We start from the raw sequence: 26,462 nt of genomic DNA on the forward strand, positions 1-26,462 counted from the left end.
TTCGTCGTACAACCCTTCACATCTTTCACAGGTCTGCTCTGTCGAGTCATCAGGCTCATGACGAACGAGCCCTGCCCGGGACGCACCACGTGCCCGCGGGGCCCTTTCTCCACTGGGGAAACACATGCGTATTCGTGCCACCGTGGCCGCCGTCTCCGGCGCCTTGGCCCTGTCCGCTCTGGCCGTCCCGGCCGCCCACGCGGATGACACCGCGAACGTGCCGAACATCCCGACGTCGGCTGCCGAGATCTTCGGCATCGCCCCGCAGGGCGCGGCGAAGGCCGCCCGCACGGCGGCGGCCACGTCGGACCCCGTCATCTCCAAGGTCGTCGTCAACGGCGGCAAGGACATCGTCCTGGGCACCACCGCCTCCAAGACGGTCTCCGTCTCGGTCACCGCCTCGCACCCCTCCGGCATCTCCGACGTCTTCGTCGCCCTGTGGCACGGCAAGGACCTGTACTCCGAGGACTCCGTCGACGGGGCGGTCGTGCCGAACGAGGACACGGCCAAGTGCACCAAGGTCAACACCACGACCTCGACGTGCAAGCTGACCTTCACCTTCGAGCCGGGCTGGGAGCTGTACAAGAACTCCCTGGCCGGTACCTGGAAGGTCGCCGCGGCCGTGCTCGCCGGTGACGAGACCAGCGCCACCGACAACCAGGCCTACGGCAAGGTGCGCGTGCAGCGGGCCTCGAAGCTGACGGTCAACGCCTCGCCCGAGCCGGTCAAGAAGGGCAGGACCATCACGGTCACCGGCAAGCTCTCGCGGGCCAACTGGGAGACCTTCAAGTACCAGGGCTACACCGGCCAGCCGGTGAAGCTCCAGTTCCGCAAGAAGAACAGCAAGACCTACACCACGATCAAGACCATCAAGACGAACAGCACCGGCAACCTGAAGACCACGGTCAAGGCGTCGGTCGACGGCTACTGGCGCTACAGCTTCGCCGGCACGTCCACCACCCCGGCCTTCACGGCCGCGGGCGACTTCGTCGACGTGCGCTAGTCCCCCCGCCCGGAGTCGGTTCCGGGCCTGTTCCGCTTCAGCACCACGGGCCGTGCCCGGAGACGGTTTCCGTCTCCGGGCACGGCCCGTACGCGTTCCCGCGGGAGTGCGGGAACGCGGCGCTACGCCGGGAAGCGGCGGCCGACCAGCCGCCAGGTGAACTCCAGGGCGGTCGCGGCCAGCACCGCGATGCCCACCGCCGTCCACGGCATCATCGTCCCCACCAGCTTCAGCGCGAAGAACTCCTGGAGCCACGGCACCACCAGCACGATCAGGAACGCCAGCCCCATCGCCGCCACCAGGCAGATCCGCCACCAGGTGTACGGGCGGGCGATGATCGCCAGGACCCACATCGAGACCAGGAACAGCGTGAGCGTCGCCGCGCTCGTCTCCGCCTCCAGCGAGCCCGCGCCGGTGTAGTGGTGCCGGGCGAGCAGGTACGTCGTGAAGGTCGCGATCGCCGCGATGACGCCCGACGGGATCGCGTACCGCATGACCCGGCGCACGAAGTGCGGATGGGCGCGTTCCTTGTTGGGGGCCAGGGCCAGGAAGAACGCCGGTACGCCGATGGTGAGCGTCGACAGCAGGGTCAGGTGGCGCGGCAGGAACGGGTAGTCGACCTGGGAGCAGACCACCAGGACCGCCAGCAGCACCGAGTAGACGGTCTTGGTCAGGAACAGGGTGGCGACCCGGGTGATGTTGCCGATCACCCGCCGGCCCTCGGCGACCACGGACGGCAGCGTCGCGAAGCTGTTGTTCAGCAGCACGATCTGGGCGACGGCCCGGGTCGCCTCGGAGCCCGATCCCATGGACACGCCGATGTCGGCGTCCTTCAGGGCCAGCACGTCGTTGACGCCGTCACCGGTCATCGCGACGGTGTGGCCGCGGGACTGGAGGGCCGCGACCATGTCCCGCTTCTGCTGCGGGGTGACCCGGCCGAAGACCGCGTTCTGCTCCATGGCCGTGGCCATGTCGTCGGGGTCGGTGGGCATCCGGCGCGCGTCCAGGGTGTTCTCGGCGCCCGGCAGGCCCAGCTTCCCGGCGACCGCGCCCACGGAGACGGCGTTGTCGCCGGAGATGACCTTCGCGGCGACGTTCTGGTCGGCGAAGTAGGCCAGCGTCTCCTCGGCGTCCGGGCGCAGCCGCTGCTCCAGTACGACCAGCGCGCTCGGTACGGCGCCGACGGCGGCGTCCGGGCCCTGGAGCTCGCCCCGTGTCCGGGCGAGCAGCAGCACGCGCAGCCCCTGCTGGTTGAGCTGCTCGATCTCGTCCAGCGCCGGGTCCCGCTCGGGCAGCAGCACGTCGGGGGCGCCGAGCAGCCAGGCGGAGGCCCGGCCGCCGCCCTCGTCGAACGCGGCGCCGCTGTACTTGCGGGCCGAGGAGAACGGCAGCGTCTGCGTGCACCGCCACTCCTCGCCGTCCGGGTAGGCGTCGACGATGGCCTGGAGGCTGGCGTTGGGCCGCGGGTCGGAGGCGCCGAAGGCCCCCAGCACGCGGCGGATGTACGCGTCCTGCGCGTCACCCAGCGTGCGCACCTCGGTGACGTCCATGCCGCCCTCGGTGAGGGTGCCGGTCTTGTCCAGGCAGACGACGTCGACGCGGGCCAGGCCCTCGATGGCGGGGAGCTCCTGGACCAGGCACTGCTTGCGGCCGAGCCGTACGACACCGATCGCGAAGGCGACCGAGGTGAGCAGCACCAGCCCTTCCGGGATCATCGGGACGATGCCGCCGACGGTCCGGGCGATCGAGTCCTTGAGGTTGTTGTCCTGCGCGACCAGCTGGCTGACGACCAGCCCGATCGCGGTCGGCACCATCATCCAGGTGACGTACTTGAGGATGGTGGAGATGCCGGTGCGCAGCTCGGACTGGACGAGGGTGAAGCGGGACGCCTCCTCCGCGAGCTGCGCGGCGTACGCCTCGCGTCCGACCTTGGTCGCGGCGAACGAGCCGCCGCCCGCGACGACGAAGCTCCCGGACATCACGGTGTCGCCGGGGCGCTTGAGCACCGGGTCGGCCTCGCCGGTCAGCAGCGACTCGTCGATCTCCAGCCCGTCGGCCTCGACGACCGTGCCGTCCACCACGACCTTGTCGCCGGGGCTCAGCTCCACGAGATCGCCGAGAACGATCTCGGAGGTGGAGATCTCGGCCGAGACCCCGTCGCGCCGGACGGTGGGTTTGGCCTCGCCGATGACCGCGAGGCTGTCCAGGGTCTTCTTGGCCCGCCACTCCTGGATGATGCCGATGCCGGTGTTGGCGATGATCACGAAGCCGAAGAGGCTGTCCTGGATCGGCGCCACGAACAGCATGATCAGCCAGAGCACGCCGATGATCAGGTTGAACCGGGTGAAGACGTTGGCGCGGACGATCTCCTGGACGGACCGGGACGAGCGCACGGGTACGTCGTTGACCTCGCCGCGGGCGATTCGCTCGGCCACCTCGGCCGCCGTCAGCCCGCGGGTGTTCACGGCCGGGGCCGGCGGTTCCACCGGGTGGACCGGGTCGAGCTCCGCCCCGGCGTCGATCATGGCCGAGCCGAGGCGGCCGTCGGATCCGGGAGCCTCGGGGAGCTGCTCGCCGGAGGAATGGGGTACCCGCTGCGTCATGGTTCCGACGGTACGGGTGGGAGGCCCGATTCTCCCACTGGGGGTCTGAAGATCAGACCGGGGGAGGAGGGGGGATGGTCCCGTGGTGGTACGGAATCCCCTGGTACGGGTGGGGGTTCCCGGTGCGGCCGGGACGGGTGCGGGCCCGCCTGTCGGGGGTGGGGCGCTGGTGCTGATGAGGGCCCTGGTGCGGGCGGGGTCTGCTCGCAGGGCCCGGCAGACCAGGAGCGCGGCCGGGGTTCCGGCCGCCGGATCACACCGTCGCGCTGCTCGTGCCCTTGGGGCCCGGAGCCGCTCCGCTCGCGTCCCCGGCGGTCCCGTCGGCTCCGGCCGCCCCGTCCGAAGCCGCCCGTGCCGCCGCCCGCTTGATCGCCGCGTCGCGCTTGCGCACGTACCAGATGCCGATCACGCCGAGCCCCGCACCGGCCAGGCAGGTCCACAGCCACCACAGGTGTCCGTGGTCGTCGAACCAGCCGTAGAAGGGGAGCTGGACCAGGAAGAGGACGAACCAGAGGATCGTGCCGCCGGTGATGGTGGCGACGACGGGCCCCTCCAGGGGCTCGGGCGCCTCGTGCTTCGGTGTCCACTTCGCCATGACCTCAGTGTATGGGGAGTGCGCGGGGCCGCCCCGGGCCCGTGCCGGCCCTGCGGGAACGGTGCGCGCGAGGGTGCCTCCAGGGCGGTGCGGCCCAGGGCCGCCAAGGGTCTACGCGCGGAGATAGCGATCTTCGCCCTATGTATTCATACTGAATCTGCTTACGGCTGACTCGAATTATTCGTGTGAACGTCCAAAGCTGACCACTTTTACTCCCCTCTACGTACGACTGAGGTCATTCATGCCCCCCTCGGCCACCGCTCCGGTCGACTCCGCGCAGCCATCGGCTCCTCAGCCGTCCGGCCGCCTGGACCGCTACTTCAAGATCTCCGAGCGGGGGTCGTCGGTCGCCCGTGAAATCCGTGGCGGTCTCGCCACGTTCTTCGCCATGGCGTACATCATCGTGCTGAACCCGATCATTCTGGGCGGCGCGGAGGACATCAACCACGATGTTCTGAATCATGGGCAGCTGGTCACCGCGACCGTGATCACGGCGGCGTTCTCCACGCTCCTCATGGGTGTCATCGGCAATGTGCCGATCGCGCTGGCCGCCGGTCTCGGCGTCAACACCGTCGTCGCGCTCCAGATCGCCCCCAGGATGACCTGGCCCGAGGCGATGGGCATGGTGGTCCTCGCGGGCATCGTGGTGATGCTGTTGGTGGCGACGGGGCTGCGGGAACGCGTGATGCACGCCGTGCCCGGTTCGCTCCGCAAGGGCATCGCGATCGGCATCGGCCTCTTCATCCTGCTGATCGGTCTGGTCGACTCGGGCTTCGTCTCCCGCATCAAGGACGAGGCGGAGACCACCGTCCCGCTCCAGCTCGGTCTCGACGGCCACCTCAACGGCTGGCCCGTCCTCGTCTTCGCCGTCGGCACCCTGCTCACCATGGCGCTGCTCGTCCGCAAGGTGCCGGGCGCCATCCTGATCTCCATCGTCGTGATGACGGTCGTCGCGCTGATCATCAACGCGGTCGCGGGCCTGCCGGGCGAGGCGTGGGGGCTGACCGTCCCGGAGTGGCCGGGCAACCCGGTCGCCACCCCGGACTTCGGGCTGCTGGGTCAGGTCGACCTGTTCGGGGGCTTCCACGAGGTCGGCCTCCTCACCGGCACCCTGTTCGTCTTCACCGTGCTGCTGTCCTGCTTCTTCGACGCGATGGGCACGATCCTCGGCGTCGGCGACGAGGCGAAGCTGACCGACGAGAACGGCAACTTCCCCGGCATCAACAAGGTCCTGTTCGTCGACGGCATCGCGGTCGCCGCGGGCGGCGCGAGCTCCTCGTCCGCCTCGACCTGCTTCGTGGAGTCCACGGCCGGCGTCGGCGAGGGCGCCCGTACCGGCCTGGCCAGCGTCGTGACGGGTCTGCTGTTCACGGTGGCGCTGTTCCTGACGCCGCTGGCGACCATGGTCCCGGCGCAGGCGGCCACCCCGGCGCTGCTGGCGGTCGGCTTCCTGATCATCTCGAACTCGGTGCGGGACATCGACTGGAGCGACTACACGCTCGCCATCCCGGCCTTCCTGGCCATGATGATGATGCCGTTCACGTACTCGATCACCAACGGCATCGGCATCGGCTTCATCGCCTTCACCGTGCTCCGCGTGGCGGCGGGGCGCTGGCGCGAGGTTCCGGCGGCCATGTACGTGGTCTCGGCGGTCTTCGTCTTCTACTACGCGATGCCGGCCCTCGGCCTCACCTGAGCCGAGGGGGTCCGGAAGGGCCCGCGCGGGGCACGAGGTGCCCGCCACGAGGCCCCGGGGTCATACGGCCCCGGGGCCTCGCGTGGTTCTCTCCGCCCCGACGCCCGGGATCCCCGCCGTCCCCGCGGCCCCTGCCGCCTCCGATCCGTAGAACTTCTCCGTCTCGTCGACGGCCGCCTTGAAGCGCTGGTCGAAGTCATCACGAATGAGCGTCCGGACGACATAGTCCTGGACGCTCATTCCGCTTCTGGCGGCGTGCTGCCGGAGCCGGTCGAGCAGCTCACCGTCTATCCGCAGGCTGAGCACAGTCGATCCCATGGCAAGCAGGGTTACGGTCCCGCGGGCCGTTTCGCGTCACTTTCTGGATCCGACTCACTCGTTCGGGTGAGCGATTGGGTGATTCGGACGCATGCGCGTCACACGAATGGTCTTTAGGGTAGGTAATGAGTTACGCTAATAAACATGCCTGACCTGATCCACGACGGCGACAGTGCGGCCGCCGTGAGCTCCCTTCGCTCCGCCGTGATGCTGCTCGGCCGGCGCCTCAAGCACCAGCGCGTCGACGAGTCGCTGAGCCCCACCGAGATGTCGGTGCTCGGCACGTTGGCCCGCTGCGGTTCGGCCACCCCCGGTGAGCTGGCCCGCAAGGAGCATGTACAGCCCCCGTCGATGACCCGCATCGTCGCGCTGCTGGAGGCCAAGGGACTGGTCAGACTGGAACCGCACCCCGATGACCGTCGCCAGAAGATGGTCAGCCAGACCGAGCAGGCGGAGGCCATGCTCGAGGAGAGCCGCGCCAAGCGGAACGCCTGGCTGACCACTCTTGCCGAGGGCCTGGACGAGGACGAGTGGGAGACGCTGCGCAAGGCGGCGCCCGTGCTGGAGAAGCTCGCCCACCTGTAGCGGGCGGCCGGCCGTGCCGGACTCACGGCCGGGCCCCGCCGCATCCCGTCAGTCAGCGAATCGCATACGCCCGAGGAGGCGAACCCCTTTGAGTACGGGATCCGGAGCAGACTCCGCCCCCGCACCGACTTCCACCCACGAGAGCAAGCGCGGCGGGACCTTCTCGTCGCTGAGGATCCGCAACTACCGCCTGTTCGCCACGGGTGCCGTGATCTCCAACACCGGTACCTGGATGTCCCGCATCACGCAGGACTGGCTCGTCCTGAGCCTCACCGGATCCGCCGCCGCCGTCGGCATCACCACGGCCCTCCAGTTCCTCCCCATGCTCCTCTTCGGCCTGTACGGCGGAGTCATCGCCGACCGCGTGCCGAAGCGCAAGCTCCTCCTCGCCAGCCAGGCGGCGCTCGGCCTGTGCGGGATCGCCCTCGCGGCGCTCACGCTCTCCGGGGTCGTCCAGGTGTGGCACGTCTACCTCATCGCGTTCCTGCTCGGCATGGTGACGGTCGTCGACAACCCGGCCCGTCAGTCGTTCGTCTCCGAGATGGTCGGCCCCGACCAGTTGCGCAACGCGGTCAGCCTGAACTCGGCGAACTTCCAGTCCGCCCGCCTCATCGGCCCCGCCGTCGCCGGTGCCCTGATCACCACCGTCGGCAGCGGCTGGGCCTTCCTGCTCAACGGCCTGTCCTTCGCCGCCCCGCTCGTCGGCCTGCTGATGATGCGCCCGCACGAGCTGCACAAGCCCACCGTCGTGCCCCGCGCCAAGGGGCAGCTGCGCGAGGGCCTGCGGTATGTCTCGGGCCGCCCCGAGCTGATCTGGCCGATCGTCCTGATCGGCTTCGTCGGCACGTTCGGGTTCAACTTCCCGATCTGGCTCACCGCCTTCGCGGACGAGATCTTCCACGGCGGCGCCGGGATGTACTCGTTCTTCAACATCCTCATGGCGGCCGGCTCCCTCGTCGGCGCCCTGCTCGCCGCCCGCCGCGGCTCCTCCCGGCTGCGGATGCTGGTGGCCGCGGGCACCGCGTTCGGTCTGCTGGAGATCGTCGCTTCCCTGTCGCCGTCCGTCTGGCTCTTCGCGCTCCTGCTGGTCCCGATCGGCATGATCGGCCTGACGACCAACATCAGCGCGAACACGAGCGTGCAGATGGCCGCCGACCCGGAGATGCGCGGCCGGGTCATGAGCCTGTACATGATGGTCTTCGCCGGTGGTACGCCGGTGGGCGCCCCGATCGTCGGCTGGATCAGCGACGTCTACGGGGTCCGCACGGGGATGGCCGTCGGCGGCGCGCTCTCGCTGGTGGCGGCGCTCGGTGTCGGCTTCATGCTGACCCGTGTCGGGGGCCTGCGCATCCGGGTCGACCTGCGTCCCGGCCGCCCGCACCTGCGGTTCGTCCCCCGCGAGTCCCGCGAGGAACTGGCCGCGGCGGCCTGAGAAAGTGTTGGGTAATTGATCGGCTGCGGGTGGTGACGCACGGGCGGTGATCTTCGCGGTCGGGGGCGCGAAGATCACCGTCATGTGTGTCTGTTCGTGCAAGCCGTCTTACGACTGGTCGCTGACGGATGCTCAGTGGGCGGTGAGCGAGCCGCTGTTGCCGCGGCGGGATCCGCGTCGGGGTGGGCGGCCGTTGGAGTTCCCGCGTCGGCTGGTCGTGGACACCGTGCTGTATGTGCTGGTCAGTGGTTGTGCCTGGCGGCTGGTGCCGCACGATCTGGCCCCGTGGGACGTGGCCTACCGCTGGTTTCGGGCCTGGACGGCCGATGACACCTGGAACCGTGTCCATGACGCGCTGCGCGAGCGGGTCCGGGTGGCGGACGGGCGGGACCCGCAGCCGTCGGCAGCCGTGCCGGACTCGCAGTCGGCCCGCGGCCACCAGGGCGGGCAGGCGATCGGCTACGACGCGGGCAAGCGCGTACGGGGCCGCAAACGGCACCTGCTCGTGGACACCTGCGGGCTCGTGCCGCGCGCGGTCGTGCACTCGGCCTCCGTCCAGGACCGGGCCGGCGCGAAACTGGTCCTCACCGGCATCCGGGAGCTGTTCCCGCAGGTCGGGCTGGTCCGGGTCGACGGCGGCTACGTCAAGGTCGTCGATGCCGGACTCGTCGGCCGGGCGGCCGGGCAGGAGAACCTGGAGATCGTCGCGGTGCCGCGCAACGCCGATGTGAAAGGCTTCCAGGTGCTGCCCCGCAGGTGTGTGGTCGAGCGGACATTCTCCTGGCTGGGACGGTGCAGACGGTTGGCACGGGACTACGAGCGCAAGACCGCGCACGCCGAAGCGATGATCGAGGTCGCCATGATCAGGCTCATGGCCGCCCGGCTCGCCGGCGAGGAGATCGCACCACACGGCCCCATCGAGACCGAAGCAGCCCGCCGCCTCACCGACGACCTCAACAACGAGTGATCACCCGATTACCCAACACTTTCTGAGCCCCGGCCGCCCGCGACGCGCGTGGGTACGGCCTTCGTACGTGGTACGGCCCCGCCCGGTGGAGACCGGCTGGGCCGCCGTGCGTGAGGGGTGCGCCGGTCGCGGGGAAGCCGTCCGTTCCGGGAACCGGGTCGACGGTCGTACCGCTCGGGTCGACGGCAGGTACGAAGACCAGGACGATGTACGAAGACCAGGACGCGCCGGTACGGTGCGACACTCGGGCCATGAGCAGCCTCAGACTCTTCGTCGCCGTTCTGCCGCCCGACTCCGCCCTCCGGGAACTGCGCCGTGCCGTCGCCCCGCTGCACGCGCTCCCCGGTGCCGACCGCCTGCGCTGGACCGGCACCGACGGCTGGCACTTCACGCTCGCCTTCCTCGGGAACGTGAACGAGGAGCTGCTGCCCGAGCTCCACGCCCGCCTGGCCCGCGCCGCCCACCGCACAGACCCCTTCACGCTGCGCGTCCACGGCGCCGGGCGGTTCGGCGGGCGGGCGCTGTGGGTGGGCGCCGCGGGCGCGATCGACACCCTGCGGCTCCTCGCCGAACGCGCGGACGCCGCCGCGCGCCGTTCCGGTGTCCCGATGGACGAGCACCGCCGCTACAGCGCGCATCTGACCCTGGCCCGGAGCCGGGGCACCTACGCCGATCTGCGCCCGTTCGTCGAGGCCCTGGCGGGCTTCGAGGGCACCCCGTGGGAGGTCGGCGAGGTCGCCCTCGTCCGCAGCAACCTGCCGGGCGGCGGAGCGCCGGGCGAGCGGCCCCGGTACGAGGTGCACGCATCCTGGCCGCTGGGCCGCTGAGCGCGGCGGTTACGCTCGGAGTGTGGATCCGAAGACCAGAAACCGCGTGATGGCGGCCGTGCTCGTACTGATGTTCGTCGTTGTCGCCGTGGCGTCCGCCGTCGGCCAGTGACGTCCGCGGCCGTCCGGTGGGCGGCATGGCGCCGCCCCCGGCCCGGCGGTGCGGGACGGGGGCGGCCGTCCGCCCTCACCGGGCGAACGCGTCCGAGCGATTCGGCCGACTCCGACTGATTCGGCTGCCGACCGGCTCGGATACCGGTCACTTCAGGTAGACGAGCCCGTCGGTGGTGATCGTCGGGCGGCCCGACGTGCCCACGACGACGATCTTGACGGTGTGCTTGGCGCTGCCGGACCAGGTCTTCGTCCACAGCGCGTCGCGGTACTTGGTGCTGCTGGACTTCAGGTCCACCGTGGACGTCTTCACGCCGTCCACGTAGACGTACACCTGGCCGGAGGTGGCCGCCCTGGAGACGACCAGGGCGGCCGAGCGGCCGGTGAACGTCCAGCTCAGGGACGCGCCCTTGGACGAGCTGGAGTACGACTTGCCGCCGAGGTAGCTGGTCGAGGACTTCGTCGTCCACGTCCCGGTCTTCTGCCCCGAGCTCTCCTGGAGGATGACCGGGGTGCCGGAGACCGACGCGGTGGCGGTGTTGCCCGCCCAGTCGTACGCGGTCATGGGCCAGGCGGTGGCGGTGCCGGACTTGGCGGTGTGCGAGGCGCTGGTCGTCGTCGGCCCGTAGGTCCTGGCGACCGGGGCGGTGAGCCGGACCTCCTTGAGCGCGGCGGTGTCCGTGGCCTTCCACTTCAGGGTGAGCGGAACGGCGGCGGTGTTCACCGTGCCGGTGCGCAGCGCCAGGTTCGGCTTGGCGGCGAAGGAGGGCGCGCTCTGGTCGGCGACCACGGTGACCGCGGCGGACGTGGTGACCTTGCGGGACTGGTGGGTGGCGCGGACCTGGACCTTGTGGGTGCCGACGGCGAGCGTCGCCTTGGCGGAGGTGGCGGTGCCCGCGGCGGTGGCCACGGACTTGCCGTCGACCAGCAGCTCGTACTTGGAGACGAACACGCTCGGGGTCGACGCCGACCAGCCGACGGTGACGGCGGACTTGGTGTAGTACGTCGTGCCCGAGAGCCCGGCGCCGGTCACGGACTTGACGGTCAGCCCGGTGACGGGGCCCGCGGCGAGGGAGCGGATCGCGGGCAGCTGCCCGTACAGCTTGGTGCCGGGGCACTGGGTGTTGAAGCCGTCGCGGTGACCGGAGACGGTGTTGAACGTGTACGCCTTGCCGGAGGTGAACTTGGTGCCCGCGAAGTTGCCGCCGGTCGCCCCCGCCGTGAGCGTGGTGGTGCCCGCCGGGTCGACCTTGTACTGGCCGAGCTTCCACGCGGCGACCCGGGCCACGGCGGTGGTGGCCGCGGTGGGCGCGGCGGCATCCGTGTAGGTGCCGATGACGGCGATGCCGGCCGTGTCGCGGTTGAAGCCGTAGGTGTGCGCGCCGAAGACCGGCCGGTCGACGCCGCCCTTGCGGCCCTCGAAGACCGTTCCGCACTTGTCGACCACGAAGTTGTAGCCGAGGTCCTTCCAGCCGTTGGCCTTGACGTGGTAGGCGTACAGGCCGCGCACGATGGCCGCGGAGTCGGCGCACGAGTAGTTGTTCGTCTCGGCGGTGTGGTGGACGAAGACGGCCTTGACGCCGTTCAGGTACTCGGGTGCCTCCGGGCTCAACGACTCGTCGGCGCCCCAGCCGGCGCGCGAGACGATCGGCGGCTTCGGCACGGTCGACGGCGGGGCGGGCGGCAGCGTCGGCGCCGGGGGCGTACTCGCGGAGGGCGAGGGGCTGGTGCTCGCCGTCGGCGTGGGCGTCCGACCGGCCGGTTCGGAGGCGCCGGGCGTGGGATCCGTGGTCGGGGTCGCCTCACCGGACGGCTCCGTGCCGGTGTCGGGCGCGGTGGGCTCGGGCGTGACGGGGTCCGACGGTTCGGCGGTCGGGGTGGCCGCGGGGTCCTCCGCCCCGGGCAAGTCGGCGGCGAAGGCGGCGGGCTCCGCGTTCAGCGTGCCCCGGCCCGGGTCCACGGTGTCCAGCCGCAGTCCGGCGGGCAGCTTCGAGGAGACCTTGCCGCCCGCGTTGATCCGTGCCTCGACACCGTTGGACGGGCCGACCCAGCGAGGTTCGGTGCCCCCGCGCACGCCGGCCCGGCCGGTCTCCGCGCGTCCGGTCACGTCGGTGCCGAGCGGCAGCCAGGACGACCAGGTTCCGTCGGCGGCGGACCGGGTCCGCACCTCCACGGTGCCGGTGACCTTCGCGGCCGGGTCGGTCCAGGTGATGCCCAGCATGCTGAAGGGGGCGGTTTCCCGCTTGCCGAGGGTGGCTGACGTGCCGTCGTCGGTGACCTTCAGCGCGGTCGCGTGCACATCCGGCCCGGCCGGGCCGGACTTGGCGTCGGTGTCCGCCGGGGAGTCGCCCGTGACCCCCTCGAAGACCAGGACTCCTGCCACGGCGGTGGTGGCCAGGGCGGCCGTGAGCCAGATTCTCTTCTTCGATCTCAAGTCGTACCCCACGGGATGGTGTTGGACATGAGCGCGTCAACGTGTCCGGCGACAGCACTGGTTCATGACGAGACCAGTGGGGGGTACGAGTGCTGTCGCGTGCTGTCGCGCGCGTGCTGCGAGGACACAGCTTGCCATGCCGCTCCGGCGACCGGACCGCTGCCCCCGCCCGTGACGCCCCGGGATGCGATGAATTCCGCGTTTGTTCACCGCCCGGCGAACCGGTACGGAGCGGTCGATACCGTTCGGTGAGCCGGTTTCGGAGGAACCCGTGCCGCCGGTCTCGCGACGGTCGGGACCCGCTGTGTCGTGGGCACCGCCCGGTGAACCGGTCCGGCGCCGGTCAGTTCACCCGGCGAACCGGTCCAGCGCCGCCAGCACCGCGCGGCGCGTCGCCGTACCGCCCAGATGTCCGGCCCCGTCGATGACGGTGAGCTCGGCGTCCGGCCATGCCTTCGCCAACTCCCATGCCGTGACCAGCGGTCCGCCCAGGTCGAACCGTCCGTGCACCAGCACGCCCGGAATCCCCGCGAGCCGCCCCGCTTCCCGGATCAGCTTCCCCTCCTCCAGCCAGGCGCCGTGGGAGAAGTAGTGCGAGCAGATCCGCACCAGCGCCTGCCTCGCCCGGCCGGGGCGCCCGCTGTACGGGGGCGGTCCGGTGTACTGCTCCAGGGAGACCACCGCGTCCTCCCAGGCGCACCAGTCGGCCGTCGCCCGCTCCCGTACACCGGGGTCGGGGCTCTCCATGCGCCGCGCGTAGGCCGCGAGGACGTCGGGCGTGGCGTTCCCCACGACCTCCGGCACCCCGGCCCGGAACAGGTCCCACGCCTCCGGGAAGATCTGTCCTGCGCCCCGGTACAGCCAGTCGATCTCGGAACGCCGGGTCGTCGTGACCGCCGGGATCACGATCTCGGAGACCCGCTCCGGGTGCTGCTCGGCGTACGCGAGGATCAGCGTCGAACCCCACGACCCGCCGTACAGCAGCCAGGTGTCGATCCCGAGGTGCCGACGCAGCCGCTCCATGTCGGCGATCAGCCGGTCGGTCGTGTTGTACCGCATGTCGGTGGCGGGGTCGCTCGCGTGCGGGGTGGAACGGCCGCAGCCCCGCTGGTCGAAGAGGACGACGCGATACCGGTCCGGGTCGAAGTACCGCCGGGCGTGCTCGGTGCACCCCGAACCGGGGCCGCCGTGCACGACGACCGCGGGTTTGCCGGCCGGGTTGCCGCACACCTCCCAGTACACGTGGTTGCCCTCGCCGACATCGAGCATCCCGTGCGCGTACGGTTCGATCGGCGGGTACTTCTCATCGGGCTCGCGGTCCATGATGTCGTCGCTCCCTCGGCTCCGGCGGGGCAAAGGGAGCATCGTAGGGCGGGGCGTAGCCTGAGTTCCGTGAATTCCGTCCCCCGGGTACTGGCCGTACTCGACGAGCTGTTGACCGCCGCGGCGCCCGACGACCGCGGAGCGCTGTGGCAACTGGCCGAGCCGGGCCGGGAGCTGGACGCCAATCTGGTGCGTCTCCCGGCGGGCGCGGAGGTCGGTGAGCATCAGGAGGACGTGCTGGACGTGCTCCTGGTCGTCGTCGCGGGCGGCGGCCGGGCCGTCGTGGCGGGCGAGGAACTGGACCTGACGCCGACCACCGTCCTCTGGCTGCCCCGCACCTCCCGCCGCGCGCTCGTCGCCGGGCCGGGCGGCCTGGCGTATCTGACCGTCCACCGTCGGCGTCCCGGACTGACGATCAAATCCTCGGCCGGGACCTCGGCGCCGTTCGCGGTCGCGGAGCCGGGTGCTGAGCCGGTCGCGGGGTCGGGTGCTGAGCCGGTCGCGGGGTCGGCCGGGCCGTACGCCGCGCGCCCGGCCGCGGACGAGGGCGGCGAGGCGCCCTGCATGCTGGACCTGGTCTGCCCGGCGTGCGGCCGGCTCTCGGCGGACCCGGAGCCGGTGTTCTGCAGCAGGTGCGGGGAGCGGTTCGCCGAACGCTGACCGGCGGGGCCGACCACCCCCTGCCGGGGCCGTGGACCCCGTCCCGGGTCGCCGCACGGGCTTGTTCCGGTGGTGCGGACCGGGGAAGAGTGGACGGCATGTTCTGGGACGACGAGCGACTGCTGACCACGGAAGTGGACGCGATCCACGGGCTCGACCCCACCGGTGGCGATCCGCCGGTCCTCGTGAAGGACCCCGCGGTGCGTGCGGTGTGGGCGTGGTCGCCCCGGGCGCGGCTGCTGGCCGTAGGGGCGGACGTCGGGACCCCGGCCCGGGAGGCGGCGCTCGCCAGGGGCGTCGACGGCCACGGGGACGAGGAGTACCGCCCGGGTGAGCCGCCGTCCGCGCTCGTCCGCCTGGCCGCGGCCCTCGACGCACCGGAAGCGGTCCTGACCGCAGATCCGGAGGGCGCAGGCCCGCAGGTGACCGGCCCGCAAGCCGCGGGCGCGGTGGCGGCGGGCCCGGGGGCGTCCGGCCGGGGGAGCACGAATCCGGGCACGGCCGGGCCGGGCGTGACCGTCGCGGGCGGCCCGTGCTTCGTGTTCCCGGCGCACGTCCGGGCCCCGGAGCCCTCCTCGCTGCCCGTCGTGGTGTCCGGCGCGGAGGGGCGGGAGGCGGCACGGGGGTGGATCCGTCCCGACAACTGGCAGCCGGGCGAGTGGGAGGAGTTGATCGGCGGGCGCACGGGGGAGTGGGCGATGGCCGTGGACGGCCGCGAGCCCGTCTCGATCTGCTTCTCGCCCGCGACGAACGCCCTGGCGGCGGAGGCGGGCATCTGGACGCGCGCCGATCACCGGGGCCGCCGTCTCGCCCCCGCCGTCGTGGCCGCCTGGGCGGCGCGCGAACGCCGCAACAAGGAGGTGCTGTTCTACAGCACCTCCTCGGACAACCACGCCTCGCGGTCCGTCGCCCGCCGTCTGGGGCTCACCCCATTGGGCTGGATCTGGACCGTGCGTTGACGTCCGGGCCGACATGGCCGATTCGCAAGTACGAAGGAAGGCCGGGGATATGACGGTGCCTCTAATCTGAGGCGCGGTTGATCCATGGAACGCACAGGGGGTCGCATGCACAGCGACGGTACGGAGGATCGCGGTACGGGCGAGGGACGCCACGGCGACGGAGCCGACGGGCGCCACGGCGACGGAGCCGACGGCTGGTCGTACGCCGTCCCGGAGACCCAGCCACCGCCGGAGACGGTGACCGCGCCCCTCGAAGTGATCGACGCGCGATACCAGTTGCTCCGCAGGCTCGGGCACGGCGGGATGGGCGAGGTCTGGGAGGCCCTGGACACCCGCCTGAACCGCAAGGTCGCGGTGAAGGGCCTGCTCGACCGCGGCTCCGTGGGGACGGACAAGCAGGCCCAGTTCATGCAGCGGGCGCGGCGCGAGGCGGAGGCCATCGCGCGGATCAAGCACCAGAACGTGGTCGCGGTGCACGACCGGGTCGAGACGGACAGCCAGGTCTGGATCGTGATGGAACTGCTCAACGCCCACTCGCTGGCCGATCTGCTGCGCGCGGAACAGCAGCTCACGGTGCGGCGGACGGCCAGGATCGGTCTGCAGATCCTGCGCGGGCTGCGGGCCGTGCACGAGGCGGGGGTCGTCCACCGGGACGTCAAGCCGCACAACGTCCTGTTCCGACCGGACGAGTTCGCGATCCTGGCGGACTTCGGGATCGCGACCTTCGACGGGGCCGTACCGGTGACCCGGTCGGGGGAGCTGGTCGGGACGGTGAAGTACCTCGCACCCGAGCTGTTCGACCACGCGTCGGGACGGCCGCAGCCCGCGACGCCCGCGTCCGACCTGTGGGCCCTGGGCATCACCCTGTACGAGATGGTCGAGGGCAGGACCCCCTTCGACGGGCTGTCCCTGGTGGAGTTCCTGATCGCCGTGCGCGACTCGCCGGTGCCGCCCATGGCGTACGGCGGGCCGCTGACCCCGGTCGTCGAGGAGCTGCTGCGCAAGGACCCCCGGCAGCGGCTCTCCGCGGCGGACGCGGAGAAGATGCTCCGGGCGGTCGTCCACGAGTCCCCGGCGCCGGGGACGTCCGTGCCCGGCACCTCCCCGGTGCGCCGGCCGGACACCGCGTCGTCGCCGCCCCCCGACCCCGTCTCGCCACCGGACCCGGCCCCGCCGCCCCCGCAGCACGGGACGCGGACACCGTCTCCGGGGCCGTCCCCGGAGGGTTCCCGGACGCCGGAGGAGCCCGGCCCGGCCCGGCTCCGGACCCCGGACCGGGCCCCGGCCCAGGGACCGGACCCGGGCCGGGCACGGACCCGGCGCAGGGCCCTGGCCGCCGTGCTGTGCGCCGCCCTGCTGGCCGGCGCCGGCTGGTACGCCGTGGACCTCTCCCGGCGGGGCGAGGAGACGGACGCGCGCGGCGGGGAGGGCAAGGGCGCGCCCGCGCAGAAGTACCGGACCACGCACCGGACCCTGAAGGTCGGCGTCAAGGCCGATCAGCCCGGTCTCAGCGAGCGGACGGCGAACGGCACGTACCGGGGCTACGAGGTCGACCTGGCCCTCGCGATCGCACGGGACATGGGCTACGCCCCCGGGGCCGTCGAGTTCAGACCCGTGAGCACCGAGAACCGGAGCAGCCTGCTGGAGAGCGGGACGGTGGACCTGGTCATCGCCACGTACAGCATCACCGACGGGCGGAAGAACGCGAAGCCGCCGGAGTACAGCGTCGCCTTCGCCGGGCCGTACTACGTGGCGAACCGGAGCTTCCTGGTGAACAGGAAGTCGAAACTGCACAAGGTCGAGGACTCCAGCGATCTGATCCGTGACGACCTGGAGGTGTGCACCGCCCGGGGATCGACGTACGTGGACTGGCTCGCGGCGGAGAAGTACAACATGACGGCCTCGCGCCCGAACGGATACGAGGAGTGCGTGCAGCGCCTGCTGAATCCGGCGTCGGACGTCTACGCGGTGAGCACGGACGACGTCATCGTCGCCGGGTTCGTCAAGAAGGACCCGGGCCGTCTCAAGCAGCTCCCGAGCAGTTGGGGAGCGGAGGGCTACGGCGTCGCGATGAAGCCCGAGGAGAAGGAGCTGAAGGGCGAGGTGTGTTCCGCCCTCGCGAAGGTCATGGCGGACGGGACGTGGGAGCGGCTCTACCAGAAGCATCTGTATCCGCTGAGGGACCGGGCGGCGGCGCCGAACAGGCCGTCCCTGGAGGAATGCCCGAAGCGCTGACGGGCGGCGGGGCGGGCGGTGCTCGACCGTGTCGTCGGATCCGGCCGAGCGCCCCTTTGCCGGTGGGCCCTCGCCCCGCCCGCGGACGCGCGCGTCAGGCCGTCGGCTCCCGGCGGAACAGGGCCGTCCAGAGGAACGGCTCGCCGAAGGACGGGGACTCGGGCGGTTCGTCGTTCATGCGGCGGAGCTCGACCTCCGTCAGGCCGGAGAAGATCCGGCGCAACGACTCGGGCGTGTAGGCCAGCCCGCCCCGCAGCCCCGCCCCGTCGTAGAAGGCGGCGTCGGGAAGTTCGGACCCCATGCCCCGCTCACCGGCCGCGAAGCAGGTGAGCGCGAGATGCCCGCCCGGGGCCAGCACGCGGTCCAGGAGCGCGAGATAGCTGATCCGGCGGTGCGGCGGCAGATGGTGGAAGCAGCCGGAGTCGTGGATCAGGTCGTACGGACCGGTGAGCCCGGTCCCCTCGGCCGCCGTGAGGGCGAAGGCGTCACCGCGGTGGAACCGGATGTCGGCCCCCGCCTCCCGGGCCCGTTCCCCGGCCCACGCGAGGGCCGCCGGGGAGAGGTCCACCGCGTCGACCCGGAAGCCCAGGGACGCGAGGTACAGCGCGTTGCGCCCGGGGCCGCACCCCAGGTCCAGGGCGCGGCCCGGGGAGACCAGACCCCGGTCCGCGTACGAGACGAGGTTCTCGTCGGGCTTCGCCACGAAGAACGGGACCGGCTTCGTCCGGTCCGTGTAGAAGCCGTCCCACCAGGACGCCGCGTCGGCCGTCCACCGGTCGGCCTCCGGCGTGACCAAGTCGTCAAGAAGCGCGAGGACATCGTCCGTCGTGCGAATGTTCCGGTCCATGCGGATTCCGCTCCCCTTTCCTGCCCGGAAGGGGGAATCGTAGGACCGTCCGGTGCGGGAGCCCAGCGCGGAAGAAGACGGCGAAGGCCGTGGCCCGGCGTCCGGCGATGCCCGGCGGGAGGGGCCGAATCCCAGGTCGGAGCCGGTCGGTTCGGGCGTCGTCGCATGCCTGGAGGGGCGTGGAAGGGCATGTCCGGGCGCCGCCTGCCGGTGTTTTTCCGGCGGCTTCCCCCCGGCCCTCCGTGCCGCGTCCGGACGCCGTGCCGGAGGCGGTCTCCCGGGTACCGGGAGCCCTCGCTCCGGGCGCCGTCACGCCCCCGCCGAATATGCCCATTGGAGTCCGGCGTGACTCAGAGTGTCGTTAGAGTCACCGTCGTGAGGGCGTGCCGTGCGGGCGGCGCCCGTACCGGATGCGGTGCGGGCCGCGGTGCGGACGAGCGGACCCTCGCGGCCGGGAGGCCGACGCCGTGGCGGCAACGGTTCGTCGGGCGATCGGACTTGATGAGGTGCCGTCCCACGCGTGCCCCACTGCGTGGCGGAGACCCCACCGGCGGGGCGGAACAGGAAGAGTGTGGGGGCAGCGGTGCGGACGACGAAGGAGGACCGATGGTGGGTGCCGTGGCGAACCAGCGGAGCGGGGCGGCCGGGCAGGAGACGGAGGGACAGGGCGCGCGGGACCGACTCCTGCGGGCCGGACGCCAGTTGTTCGCCGCGTACGGGTACGCGCACACGAGCGTCGAGGACCTGTGTGAGCAGGCGAAGGTGCCCGTTCACGTCTTCCAGCAGGAGTTCGTCTCGCGCGAGGTGCTCCTGATGGCGATCTACGACGAGGTCGCGACCCATGGACTGCGCGCCGCCGAGAACGCCCTGATGGCGGAGGGGATGGAGGACTGCCCGACGCGGGAGAGGGTCCGGCTGCTGTTCGACGCCTACGTGAAGGCGGTCACCGGGGACCCCTGCGCGGCCCGGGTGGCGTTCGTCGAGGTGCTCGGGGTCAGCCGGGAGGTGGACAACCATCTCGCCACCTGGCGGACTATGTGGATCGAGTTCCTGACCTCCGAGGCGGAGCGCGCCGTGCGCCGGGGCGAAGCGGTGCCGAGCGACCACGCCGTGACCGTCACGGTGCTGAACCACGCGGTGGACGAACTCATGGCCCACCACGGCCGCCGCCCCCGCCAGGTCGACGCCGAATGGCTGACCGACGAACTGACCAGGCTCTCGCTGACCATGATCCTGCCGTCCTGACCCCGCTGTCCTGTCCCGGCGGCCCCATCTGCCGGACCGGCCGCACGCCTGTCCCGCCGACCGCCGGTCATCCGTCACCGGGCGGGCGAATAATGGGCGGATGGCGGACGACGGAGAACACCGGACGCGCGGAGCGCGGCACAGGACCGGGAACCATCAGGAGCACGGCGGCCGGGCGGACGACCGCAAGGCGGGCGCGGACGACGAGATCTCGGCCGTCCTGACGGGCGTCGGACCCCGGCTGAGGGCCCTGCGCCAGGAGCGCGGCACGACCCTGGCCCAGCTCGGCGAGACCACCGGCATCTCCGTCAGCACGCTCTCGCGGCTGGAGTCCGGCGGCCGCAAACCCACCCTCGAACTGCTGCTGCCGTTGGCGAAGGCGTACGGGGTCCCGCTCGACGAACTCGTCGGCGCCCCGCCCACCGGCGATCCTCGCCTCCGCTTCCGCCCCATCGCCCGGGACGGCATGACCTTCGTGCCGCTGGCCCGGCACCTCGGCGGGCTGCACGCGTACAAGCAGATCCTGCCCGGCGGGCGCGGTGCGACGGGACCGCTGGAGCAGCGGGTGCACGAGGGATACGAGTGGGTGTACGTGCTGACGGGACGACTGCGGCTGGTGCTGGGCGAGCACGATCTGGTGCTGACGGCCGGTGAGGTCGCCGAGTTCGACACGCGCACCCCGCACGCGTGGGCCAGCGCCGGGCCCGAACCGGTCGAATTCCTCAGCCTGTTCGGTCCGCAGGGCGAACGGATGCATGTGCGGGCCCGGCCCGCGGGGCGGCCGGAGACCTGACGGGAAGGGCGGGGGCCCGACGGCCGGCGGTCGCCTACGGACGGTGGCCTACGGCTGGGGCGCGTAGGGGCCGCCGAGTCCCCACGCCTGGTGCATCGCGTCGGCGAACGCCGCCGCCAGTCTGTGCTCGCCGGTGGGGCCGGGATGCGTCCCGTCGTACGTGTCCCGGTGGATGTCGTACCCCGTGGGGCGCGAGGTCAGCAGGATCGGGGACATCGGGTCGTCGAGGTCGGCCACGGCCTTGGCCAGGAGTTCGTTGAACCGGTCGCACTCGGCGGCGAACGGGGCGTCCGACTCGGCCCGTACGTTCGGTATCACGGGCAGCAGCACCATCTTCACGCGCGGGTTCGCGATGCGCGCCGCGGCGATGAACTCCCGTGCTTTCAGGGCGGTCTGGTCGCTGTCGGTGTAGAACCCGAGGTCGATCAGGCCCAGCGACACCAGCAGTACGTCCGTGCGGTGCGCGGTGACCGTGTCGGCGATCACCGGGGCCATGTGCAGCCAGCCCTCGCCCCAGCCGGCCAGATGGGCGCGCGCCCCGGCGGGGAAGTCCGGCGCGGCGTACGCGTGACTGACGGCGGCGTCCGCCCCGGTGTCGTACAGCGCGTCGCGCGGACCGACGATCGCGAACGGGGTGCCGAGGACGGACGTGAGGTGCTGCCACATCCGGTAGCGCCAGGTGAAGTCGCCGGCGCGCCCGATCGTCATGGAATCGCCGACAAACGTGAAACGCATGGGTGTCATCATCGTCGATCGGCGGTGATCGCCCGTCCGGGGGCGGCGTGACGATGGACACTTGTGTCATGCGTTCGTACCTGACTGTGTCCGGAGCCGCCGCACTGCTCCTGTTCGCCGGGGCGCTCCCCGCCGGGGCTGCCGCCACCGAGTCCGGCGACGGGGCCGACCGGAGCTTCACCATCGAGGACCCCCGGATCACCGAGTCCAGCGGTCTCGCCGCCAGCCGCGCCCACCCGGGCGTCTACTGGACGCACAACGACAGCGACGACGGGCCGTACGTCTACGCCGTCGACTCCCGCACCGGCAGGACCGTCGCGACGATCACCATGAGCGGCGTCGGGCGGCCGCGCGACGTGGAGGCCGTCTCGCTCGGGCCCGACGGCAACCTGTACGTGGGGGACATCGGCGACAATCTGAACGGCAGCTGGGACCACGTCTGGATCTACCGCTTCCCGGAGCCGAAGGAGCTGAAGGACACCACGGTCCGCGCCACCCAGTTCGACGTGAAGTACGCGGACGGCCCGCGCGACGCGGAGGCGCTGATGGTCCACCCCACGACCGGGCGGGTCTACATCGCGTCGAAGAACGAGAACGGCGGCGGGCTGTACGAGGGTCCGGCCCGGCTCGCCACCGGTTCCGTCAACGTGTTCCGGCGGGTGGGCGAGGTGCCGTGGGTGACGGACGGGGCGTTCTCGCCGGACGGCGGGGAACTGGTGCTGCGCTCGTACTTCAGCGCCCGCGCGTACGCCTTCCGAGGCGGCAGGCTCGGCGCCGACCACGCCGTCCGGGCACCGTTCCAGCGGCAGGCCGAGTCGGTGACGTACACGGCGGACGGCTCGGCGCTGATGTTCGGTTCGGAGGGGGAACGCAGCGACGTGGTGCGGGTGGACCTGGGGAAGGACGCCGGCCGCGGTGGGAACGGGGCCCGGGGCGGGGACTCGTCGGCGTCCGCCGGGGACACCGGGGACGGCATCGGCGGCGCCGGGGGCATGAGCCTGGGCGGGGTGCTGGTGCTGGTCGCCGTGGCCGCCTTCTTCCTCATGAAGCGGCGTCGCGGACAGGGCTGACCTCGTGGAGCGGTGCCGCGGCCCGAGCCGGCCGTCCGGGGGCGGCCCGGCTCACTCCGCGGACCGTCGTTTCCCGGACCGGCGTTCGACGAGCACCTCGAAACCGTCGATCAGCCGTTGCAGACCGAACGCGAAGTGGTCGGTCCCGTAGTCGAACGCGTCGTCGGAGAGGGCCGCCATCAGCGGGTAGTCGCCGCTCAGCATGGCCCGTTCCAGGTAGGGGCGCTGGTTCTCCCAGAAGTCGTCGTCGCTCAGCCCGGTCTCCCGGGAGGCCTCGGAGGTGTGGAGGCGGGCGCGGGCGATGCCCTCCACGAAACTGTTGACCGTGATGATCGTGGAGATCAGCTCGGCGTCGGACAGCCCCATGCCCCTGATGCCGCCCAGGGCCCTCTCCAGACCGCGCACGGCGTTGGGGCCGAGGACCGTGCGTGCCTGATTGACCTTGAGCAGCCAGGGGTGGCGGCGCAGTTGCTCCAGGTAGGAGCGGGCCAGGGCGCCGAGGGCGGCGCGCCAGTCCGCGGGCTCGTCCCCCGCCGTGCCGTCGGGGACGGCCGGTGACTCGCCCAGGACGTGGTCGAGCATCAGATCGAGCAGTTCGGCCTTGCCGGGGACGTAGCGGTAGAGCGACATCGTGCCCGTGCCCAGATCGGTGGCCAGTCGTCGCATCGACAGGGCGGCCAGGCCCTCCGCGTCGGCGATCTCCACGGCGGCGGTGACGATCCGGTCGAGGGTGAGGGCCGGCCTGGGGCCGCGGGCGGGCCGGTCGCCGGTGCCCCAGAGAAGTTCCAGGCTGCGCGCGATGTCGCCGCTGCCGGCCGTCGTTCCGTCCGTCCCACCCGCTGAATCCCTCTGAGCCATGGCTTCAGCGTAAGCCGCTGGACAGAAACTGCGTACGATGTACTCTCATTCGGGTACAGCGTACGCAGCTCATTGCGGTGCCTTTCCGGGGGCGCCGGGTGCGCGGCGGCTCGACGCGGGCGCGTGGTTCAGCGGACGAAGGGGGTTGTGTCATGGGTGCGAGCGGATATGCCGTACGGGCCGAGGGAGTCACCAAGCGGTACCGACGAAAGCGCGGAGGCGGGCGCGGTGAGGGGGAGGCGAGGGCGCTCGACGGCTTCGACCTGACGGTGGGGCGCGGCGTGGTGCACGGGCTGCTCGGGCCGAACGGGGCGGGCAAGACCACCGCCGTGCGCGTGCTGTCGACGCTGCTGCGGTTCGACGGCGGACGTGCCGAGGTCGCCGGACTGGACGTGGCGCGCGAACCCCGCCGCGTCCGCGCGAGGATCGGGCTCGCCGGGCAGTACGCCGCCGTCGACGAGATCCTGACCGGCCGGCAGAACCTGGAGATGTTCGGGCGTCTCTTCCATCTGGGCGCCGACCGGGCCCGGCGGCGCGCCGCGGAACTGCTGGACCGGTTCGACCTGGGCGGGGCCGCGGACCAGGGGGTCGGGGGATACAGCGGCGGGATGCGGCGCCGCCTCGATCTCGCGGCCTCGATGATCCTCGCCCCCCGGGTGCTGTTCCTGGACGAGCCGACGACGGGGCTCGATCCGCGGGGGAGAGGTGAAGTCTGGGACAGCGTACGGGGGTTGGTGGCGAACGGTACGACGGTGCTGCTCACCACGCAGTATTTGGAGGAGGCCGACCGGCTCGCCTCGCGCATCACCGTCATCGACCGGGGCCGGGCCGTCGCCGACGACACCCCGGACGGGCTGAAGAACCGGGTGGGCGGTGACCGGATCGAGGTCGTCGCGGGGGACACGGCGGATCTGCCCGCGGTCGCCGGGATCGTGGAACGGGCCGCCGGTACCGGCCCCGTCGTCCTCGACGAAGCGGACCGCCGGGTGCACACCGGGGTCCTCGACCGGGTCGCCGCGCTCACCGAAGTCGTGAGGGCCCTTCAGGACGCGGGCATCGCGGTCGAGGACATCGGACTGCGTCGTCCGACCCTCGACGACGTGTTCCTCGCCCTGACCGGAAGCCCGGCGTCCGAACGTCCGGCGTCCGAAGGCCCGGTGTCCGAGAGTCCGGCGTCCGGCCCGCGGGCCGGACGCCGGACCGGCACCACGGAGGAAGAGGAGGTGGCGGCGTGACCGTCGTCGAACCGCGGGCGTGGGGACCCGCGCATGGCCGGCTCCACTGGGCGCTGGCCGACAGCTGGAACGTCGCCCGGCGCACCCTCACCCACTACCGGCGTCAACCACTCGCCATCGTCTGGCAGTTGGGCTTCCCGATCCTCTCCGTGCTGCTGTACGGGTACGTCTTCGGCAGCGCCATGAAGGTTCCCGGCGGGGGCGACTACCGGGAGTTCCTGATGCCGGGCATGTTCGCCACGACCATGGCCCTGGGCTTCATGAACACCGCCGTGGCCATGGTGACGGACGTCGGGAAGGGGGTGGTGGACCGGTTCCGTTCCATGCCGATGGCGCCGTCCGCGGTCTGTGCCGGACGCGGTCTCGCCGATCTGCTGGTCGCCGCCGCCGAACTGGCGATCCTGGTGGCGACCGCGCTGGCGATCGGCTGGCGCGCGGGCGACGGACCGGCCTCGGCCGTGGGGGCGTTCGGACTGCTCCTGCTGCTCAGGTTCAGCCTGATCTGGGTCGGCGTCTGGCTCGGGCTGCTGGTCCCGGACCCGGAGTCGGCGGGTGGCCTGTACGCGATCGCGTTCCCGGTCACGATGATCTCCAGTGCGTTCGTCGCGCCGTCCCTGATGCCGGGCTGGCTGGGCGCCGTCGCCGCCTGGAACCCGATCTCGTCCACGGTCACGGCGACGCGCGAACTCTTCGGCAACCCGGTGGCGAGCGGCGGCACCTGGGTCGAGGAACACGCCCTGCTGATGGCGGTGGTGTGGCCGCTGGTGCTGACCGCGGTGTTCCTGCCTCTGGCGGTTCGGCGCTTCCAGCGACTGAGCCGCTGAGCCGCCGAGCCGCTGGATCGCGGGTGGCCGGTGGGGCGTCCCCGGGGCCCGCCGGGCACGGGTCGGTCGGCCCGGGTAGGGTCCGGCGCCATGACGAACCAGGAACCCGCGCCCTTCTCCACCGAACGCCTCGACGCCCTGCCGCTGCGGGTCGCGTACGCGGACGAGATGGCGGCGGTGCTGGACGACCCGGCCCTGTACACGTACACCGGGGGCGCCCCGGAGTCCGCCGACGGTCTGCGGGCCCGCTACGAACGGCAGACCGCCGGTTCGCCCGACCCCGGGGTGCGGTGGTGGAACTGGGTGCTGCGGGTTCGGGACGAGGACCGGCCGGCCGGATACGTGCAGGCGACGGTGCGCGTCCGGGACGCGGAGGCGGAGATCGCCTGGGTGGTCGGAACGCCGTGGCAGGGGCGCGGGTACGCGAAGGAGGCCGCGGTCGGGCTGGTGTCCCATCTGACGCGGGCGGCGGCGGAGGAGGACGTGCGTACCGTCGTCGCCCACATCCACCCGGACCACGCCGCCTCCGCCGCCGTGGCCGCGGCGGCGGGTCTGGCGCCGACCGCGGAGTGGTACGACGGCGAACGGCGCTGGGAGCGGAGCCCGGACCGGAACCGTGACCGGAACCGCGAGTGTGACTGGGCGAGCTAGTGCCAGGAGCGGCACTAGGTGACACCAAGGTGGGTCGGTGAGCCGGCACCGAGCGTGGACTCGAGCGCGGTACCTGTCACCGTTTGGGCATTCCAGCCGTCACCACCCGGGGTTTTTCGCTCTAGTTGTCACCAACTCCGCTGGACCGGGGGCTGCGACGGTGATCTCCGTGACGCTGCGCCAAAACCTGTCGCAGTGTGCTACGGGCAATGTGGCTGACCGTAGTTGACCTGTGGAGGGAGGCACGCCGGTAACTGACTCGCCGGAAGCAACTTTCGCGCCGAAACCCACGTCTGCCAGTGGGAACGGGACCGAACCTAACCGACCCATACATGAACGGAGCTTTCGGTGCTCATAGGACTGCTCACCGCCGTGGCAGCATCGATCTGTTACGGCACGGGCTCCGTCCTTCAGGCCGTCGGATCACAGAAATCAGCCCGCCGAGAGGCCGCTGCG

General features: G+C 71.7%; 23 protein-coding genes. 15 read left to right on the forward strand and 8 right to left on the reverse strand.

Annotation, left to right across the window (positions count from 1 at the left end):
* Positions 1-124: 124 nt before the first annotated feature.
* Entirely contained in the window at positions 125-1,003 is an 879-nt protein-coding gene (locus AB0E67_RS29535) for a DUF5707 domain-containing protein (RefSeq protein WP_362032182.1), read from the forward strand.
* 122 nt (positions 1,004-1,125) lie between these two features.
* Here the strand turns inward: AB0E67_RS29535 and AB0E67_RS29540 are convergent, their stop codons facing one another.
* Both AB0E67_RS29540 and AB0E67_RS29545 read right to left on the reverse strand, forming a co-directional pair.
* Positions 1,126-3,606 (reverse strand): HAD-IC family P-type ATPase, encoded by a 2,481-nt coding sequence (locus tag AB0E67_RS29540; RefSeq protein ID WP_362032186.1) that lies wholly within the window; start codon positions 3,604-3,606, stop codon positions 1,126-1,128.
* A gap of 253 nt (positions 3,607-3,859) precedes the next feature.
* Positions 3,860-4,201: a DUF2530 domain-containing protein gene (locus tag AB0E67_RS29545; RefSeq protein ID WP_362032188.1), complete on the reverse strand. Its 342-nt coding sequence runs from the start codon at positions 4,199-4,201 to the stop codon at positions 3,860-3,862.
* Positions 4,202-4,442: 241 nt separating this feature from the next.
* On the opposite strand from AB0E67_RS29545, the gene AB0E67_RS29550 reads away from it, so the two are divergent.
* On the forward strand, positions 4,443-5,897 hold the full coding sequence (locus AB0E67_RS29550) for an NCS2 family permease (protein WP_362032191.1): 1,455 nt from the start codon (positions 4,443-4,445) through the stop codon (positions 5,895-5,897).
* A gap of 60 nt (positions 5,898-5,957) precedes the next feature.
* Here AB0E67_RS29550 and AB0E67_RS29555 read toward each other — a convergent pair whose 3' ends face one another.
* Positions 5,958-6,215 (reverse strand): ribbon-helix-helix protein, CopG family, encoded by a 258-nt coding sequence (locus AB0E67_RS29555; RefSeq protein ID WP_362032193.1) that lies wholly within the window; start codon positions 6,213-6,215, stop codon positions 5,958-5,960.
* Between the two features lie 144 nt (positions 6,216-6,359).
* On the opposite strand from AB0E67_RS29555, the gene AB0E67_RS29560 reads away from it, so the two are divergent.
* The 4 genes from AB0E67_RS29560 to thpR all read left to right on the forward strand — a co-directional run bounded on the left by AB0E67_RS29560 (position 6,360) and on the right by thpR (position 10,026).
* Complete coding sequence (locus tag AB0E67_RS29560) at positions 6,360-6,800, forward strand: MarR family transcriptional regulator (protein ID WP_073785628.1); 441 nt, start codon at positions 6,360-6,362, stop codon at positions 6,798-6,800.
* Positions 6,801-6,888: 88 nt separating this feature from the next.
* The gene (locus tag AB0E67_RS29565; RefSeq protein ID WP_362032196.1) at positions 6,889-8,232 is read left to right on the forward strand and encodes an MFS transporter; all 1,344 of its coding nucleotides are present in this window, start codon (positions 6,889-6,891) and stop codon (positions 8,230-8,232) included.
* An 82-nt stretch (positions 8,233-8,314) separates the two neighbouring features.
* Positions 8,315-9,199 (forward strand): IS5 family transposase, encoded by an 885-nt coding sequence (locus AB0E67_RS29570; RefSeq protein WP_362032198.1) that lies wholly within the window; start codon positions 8,315-8,317, stop codon positions 9,197-9,199.
* Between the two features lie 251 nt (positions 9,200-9,450).
* On the forward strand, positions 9,451-10,026 hold the full coding sequence (gene thpR / locus AB0E67_RS29575) for an RNA 2',3'-cyclic phosphodiesterase (RefSeq protein WP_362032201.1): 576 nt from the start codon (positions 9,451-9,453) through the stop codon (positions 10,024-10,026).
* Between the two features lie 259 nt (positions 10,027-10,285).
* Here the strand turns inward: thpR and AB0E67_RS29580 are convergent, their stop codons facing one another.
* On the reverse strand, positions 10,286-12,571 hold the full coding sequence (locus AB0E67_RS29580) for an N-acetylmuramoyl-L-alanine amidase (RefSeq protein ID WP_362032202.1): 2,286 nt from the start codon (positions 12,569-12,571) through the stop codon (positions 10,286-10,288).
* A gap of 348 nt (positions 12,572-12,919) precedes the next feature.
* Positions 12,920-13,894, reverse strand: a complete 975-nt coding sequence (gene pip, locus AB0E67_RS29585) for a prolyl aminopeptidase (RefSeq protein WP_362032205.1) — start codon at positions 13,892-13,894, stop codon at positions 12,920-12,922.
* Between the two features lie 69 nt (positions 13,895-13,963).
* On the opposite strand from pip, the gene AB0E67_RS29590 reads away from it, so the two are divergent.
* The 3 genes from AB0E67_RS29590 (at position 13,964) to AB0E67_RS29600 (ending at position 17,748) form a co-directional block, all read left to right on the forward strand.
* Entirely contained in the window at positions 13,964-14,554 is a 591-nt protein-coding gene (locus tag AB0E67_RS29590) for a hypothetical protein (RefSeq protein WP_362032207.1), read from the forward strand.
* Positions 14,555-14,652: 98 nt separating this feature from the next.
* Positions 14,653-15,513: a GNAT family N-acetyltransferase gene (locus AB0E67_RS29595; protein ID WP_362032209.1), complete on the forward strand. Its 861-nt coding sequence runs from the start codon at positions 14,653-14,655 to the stop codon at positions 15,511-15,513.
* A 105-nt stretch (positions 15,514-15,618) separates the two neighbouring features.
* Positions 15,619-17,748 carry a serine/threonine-protein kinase gene (locus AB0E67_RS29600; RefSeq protein ID WP_362032212.1) on the forward strand — a complete coding sequence of 710 codons (2,130 nt, stop codon included), beginning with the start codon at positions 15,619-15,621 and terminating at the stop codon, positions 17,746-17,748.
* Positions 17,749-17,842: 94 nt separating this feature from the next.
* Here AB0E67_RS29600 and AB0E67_RS29605 read toward each other — a convergent pair whose 3' ends face one another.
* A complete protein-coding gene (locus AB0E67_RS29605; protein ID WP_362032214.1) occupies positions 17,843-18,595 on the reverse strand; it encodes a class I SAM-dependent methyltransferase in 753 nt (250 codons plus the stop codon).
* Between the two features lie 606 nt (positions 18,596-19,201).
* Between AB0E67_RS29605 and AB0E67_RS29610 the strand changes: the two genes are divergently transcribed.
* Positions 19,202-19,840 carry a TetR family transcriptional regulator gene (locus tag AB0E67_RS29610; RefSeq protein ID WP_351519530.1) on the forward strand — a complete coding sequence of 213 codons (639 nt, stop codon included), beginning with the start codon at positions 19,202-19,204 and terminating at the stop codon, positions 19,838-19,840.
* A 100-nt stretch (positions 19,841-19,940) separates the two neighbouring features.
* Complete coding sequence (locus AB0E67_RS29615; protein ID WP_362032217.1) at positions 19,941-20,633, forward strand: XRE family transcriptional regulator; 693 nt, start codon at positions 19,941-19,943, stop codon at positions 20,631-20,633.
* Between the two features lie 48 nt (positions 20,634-20,681).
* Here the strand turns inward: AB0E67_RS29615 and AB0E67_RS29620 are convergent, their stop codons facing one another.
* Positions 20,682-21,368 carry a GDSL-type esterase/lipase family protein gene (locus AB0E67_RS29620; protein WP_362032220.1) on the reverse strand — a complete coding sequence of 229 codons (687 nt, stop codon included), beginning with the start codon at positions 21,366-21,368 and terminating at the stop codon, positions 20,682-20,684.
* A 68-nt stretch (positions 21,369-21,436) separates the two neighbouring features.
* Between AB0E67_RS29620 and AB0E67_RS29625 the strand changes: the two genes are divergently transcribed.
* Positions 21,437-22,438: a WD40 repeat domain-containing protein gene (locus AB0E67_RS29625; protein WP_362032222.1), complete on the forward strand. Its 1,002-nt coding sequence runs from the start codon at positions 21,437-21,439 to the stop codon at positions 22,436-22,438.
* A 51-nt stretch (positions 22,439-22,489) separates the two neighbouring features.
* Here the strand turns inward: AB0E67_RS29625 and AB0E67_RS29630 are convergent, their stop codons facing one another.
* Positions 22,490-23,296, reverse strand: coding sequence for a TetR/AcrR family transcriptional regulator (locus AB0E67_RS29630; RefSeq protein WP_362032225.1), 807 nt, complete (start codon positions 23,294-23,296; stop codon positions 22,490-22,492).
* 152 nt (positions 23,297-23,448) lie between these two features.
* On the opposite strand from AB0E67_RS29630, the gene AB0E67_RS29635 reads away from it, so the two are divergent.
* The 3 genes from AB0E67_RS29635 to AB0E67_RS29645 all read left to right on the forward strand — a co-directional run bounded on the left by AB0E67_RS29635 (position 23,449) and on the right by AB0E67_RS29645 (position 26,006).
* Positions 23,449-24,531 carry an ATP-binding cassette domain-containing protein gene (locus AB0E67_RS29635; RefSeq protein WP_362032227.1) on the forward strand — a complete coding sequence of 361 codons (1,083 nt, stop codon included), beginning with the start codon at positions 23,449-23,451 and terminating at the stop codon, positions 24,529-24,531.
* Positions 24,528-25,355 carry an ABC transporter permease gene (locus tag AB0E67_RS29640; protein WP_362032230.1) on the forward strand — a complete coding sequence of 276 codons (828 nt, stop codon included), beginning with the start codon at positions 24,528-24,530 and terminating at the stop codon, positions 25,353-25,355. The genes AB0E67_RS29635 and AB0E67_RS29640 overlap by 4 nt, the downstream gene beginning before the upstream one ends.
* 90 nt (positions 25,356-25,445) lie before the next feature.
* A complete protein-coding gene (locus tag AB0E67_RS29645; protein ID WP_362032233.1) occupies positions 25,446-26,006 on the forward strand; it encodes a GNAT family N-acetyltransferase in 561 nt (186 codons plus the stop codon).
* Positions 26,007-26,462: the final 456 nt, after the last annotated feature.

This window comes from Streptomyces sp. NPDC032161, assembly GCF_040636995.1.
Taxonomy (GTDB): domain Bacteria; phylum Actinomycetota; class Actinomycetes; order Streptomycetales; family Streptomycetaceae; genus Streptomyces.

What these genes read in the sequence shown, in the direction of transcription:
- AB0E67_RS29535 (WP_362032182.1), top strand. Translation starts at nt 125, where the DNA reads ATGCGTATTCGTGCCACCGTGGCCGCCGTCTCCGGCGCCTTGGCCCTG.
- AB0E67_RS29540 (WP_362032186.1), bottom strand. Translation starts at nt 3,606, where the DNA reads ATGACGCAGCGGGTACCCCATTCCTCCGGCGAGCAGCTCCCCGAGGCT.
- AB0E67_RS29545 (WP_362032188.1), bottom strand. Translation starts at nt 4,201, where the DNA reads ATGGCGAAGTGGACACCGAAGCACGAGGCGCCCGAGCCCCTGGAGGGG.
- AB0E67_RS29550 (WP_362032191.1), top strand. Translation starts at nt 4,443, where the DNA reads ATGCCCCCCTCGGCCACCGCTCCGGTCGACTCCGCGCAGCCATCGGCT.
- AB0E67_RS29555 (WP_362032193.1), bottom strand. Translation starts at nt 6,215, where the DNA reads ATGGGATCGACTGTGCTCAGCCTGCGGATAGACGGTGAGCTGCTCGAC.
- AB0E67_RS29560 (WP_073785628.1), top strand. Translation starts at nt 6,360, where the DNA reads ATGCCTGACCTGATCCACGACGGCGACAGTGCGGCCGCCGTGAGCTCC.
- AB0E67_RS29570 (WP_362032198.1), top strand. Translation starts at nt 8,315, where the DNA reads ATGTGTGTCTGTTCGTGCAAGCCGTCTTACGACTGGTCGCTGACGGAT.
- thpR (WP_362032201.1), top strand. Translation starts at nt 9,451, where the DNA reads ATGAGCAGCCTCAGACTCTTCGTCGCCGTTCTGCCGCCCGACTCCGCC.
- pip (WP_362032205.1), bottom strand. Translation starts at nt 13,894, where the DNA reads ATGGACCGCGAGCCCGATGAGAAGTACCCGCCGATCGAACCGTACGCG.
- AB0E67_RS29595 (WP_362032209.1), top strand. Translation starts at nt 14,653, where the DNA reads ATGTTCTGGGACGACGAGCGACTGCTGACCACGGAAGTGGACGCGATC.
- AB0E67_RS29600 (WP_362032212.1), top strand. Translation starts at nt 15,619, where the DNA reads ATGCACAGCGACGGTACGGAGGATCGCGGTACGGGCGAGGGACGCCAC.
- AB0E67_RS29605 (WP_362032214.1), bottom strand. Translation starts at nt 18,595, where the DNA reads ATGGACCGGAACATTCGCACGACGGACGATGTCCTCGCGCTTCTTGAC.
- AB0E67_RS29610 (WP_351519530.1), top strand. Translation starts at nt 19,202, where the DNA reads ATGGTGGGTGCCGTGGCGAACCAGCGGAGCGGGGCGGCCGGGCAGGAG.
- AB0E67_RS29615 (WP_362032217.1), top strand. Translation starts at nt 19,941, where the DNA reads ATGGCGGACGACGGAGAACACCGGACGCGCGGAGCGCGGCACAGGACC.
- AB0E67_RS29620 (WP_362032220.1), bottom strand. Translation starts at nt 21,368, where the DNA reads ATGCGTTTCACGTTTGTCGGCGATTCCATGACGATCGGGCGCGCCGGC.
- AB0E67_RS29625 (WP_362032222.1), top strand. Translation starts at nt 21,437, where the DNA reads ATGCGTTCGTACCTGACTGTGTCCGGAGCCGCCGCACTGCTCCTGTTC.
- AB0E67_RS29630 (WP_362032225.1), bottom strand. Translation starts at nt 23,296, where the DNA reads ATGGCTCAGAGGGATTCAGCGGGTGGGACGGACGGAACGACGGCCGGC.
- AB0E67_RS29635 (WP_362032227.1), top strand. Translation starts at nt 23,449, where the DNA reads ATGGGTGCGAGCGGATATGCCGTACGGGCCGAGGGAGTCACCAAGCGG.
- AB0E67_RS29645 (WP_362032233.1), top strand. Translation starts at nt 25,446, where the DNA reads ATGACGAACCAGGAACCCGCGCCCTTCTCCACCGAACGCCTCGACGCC.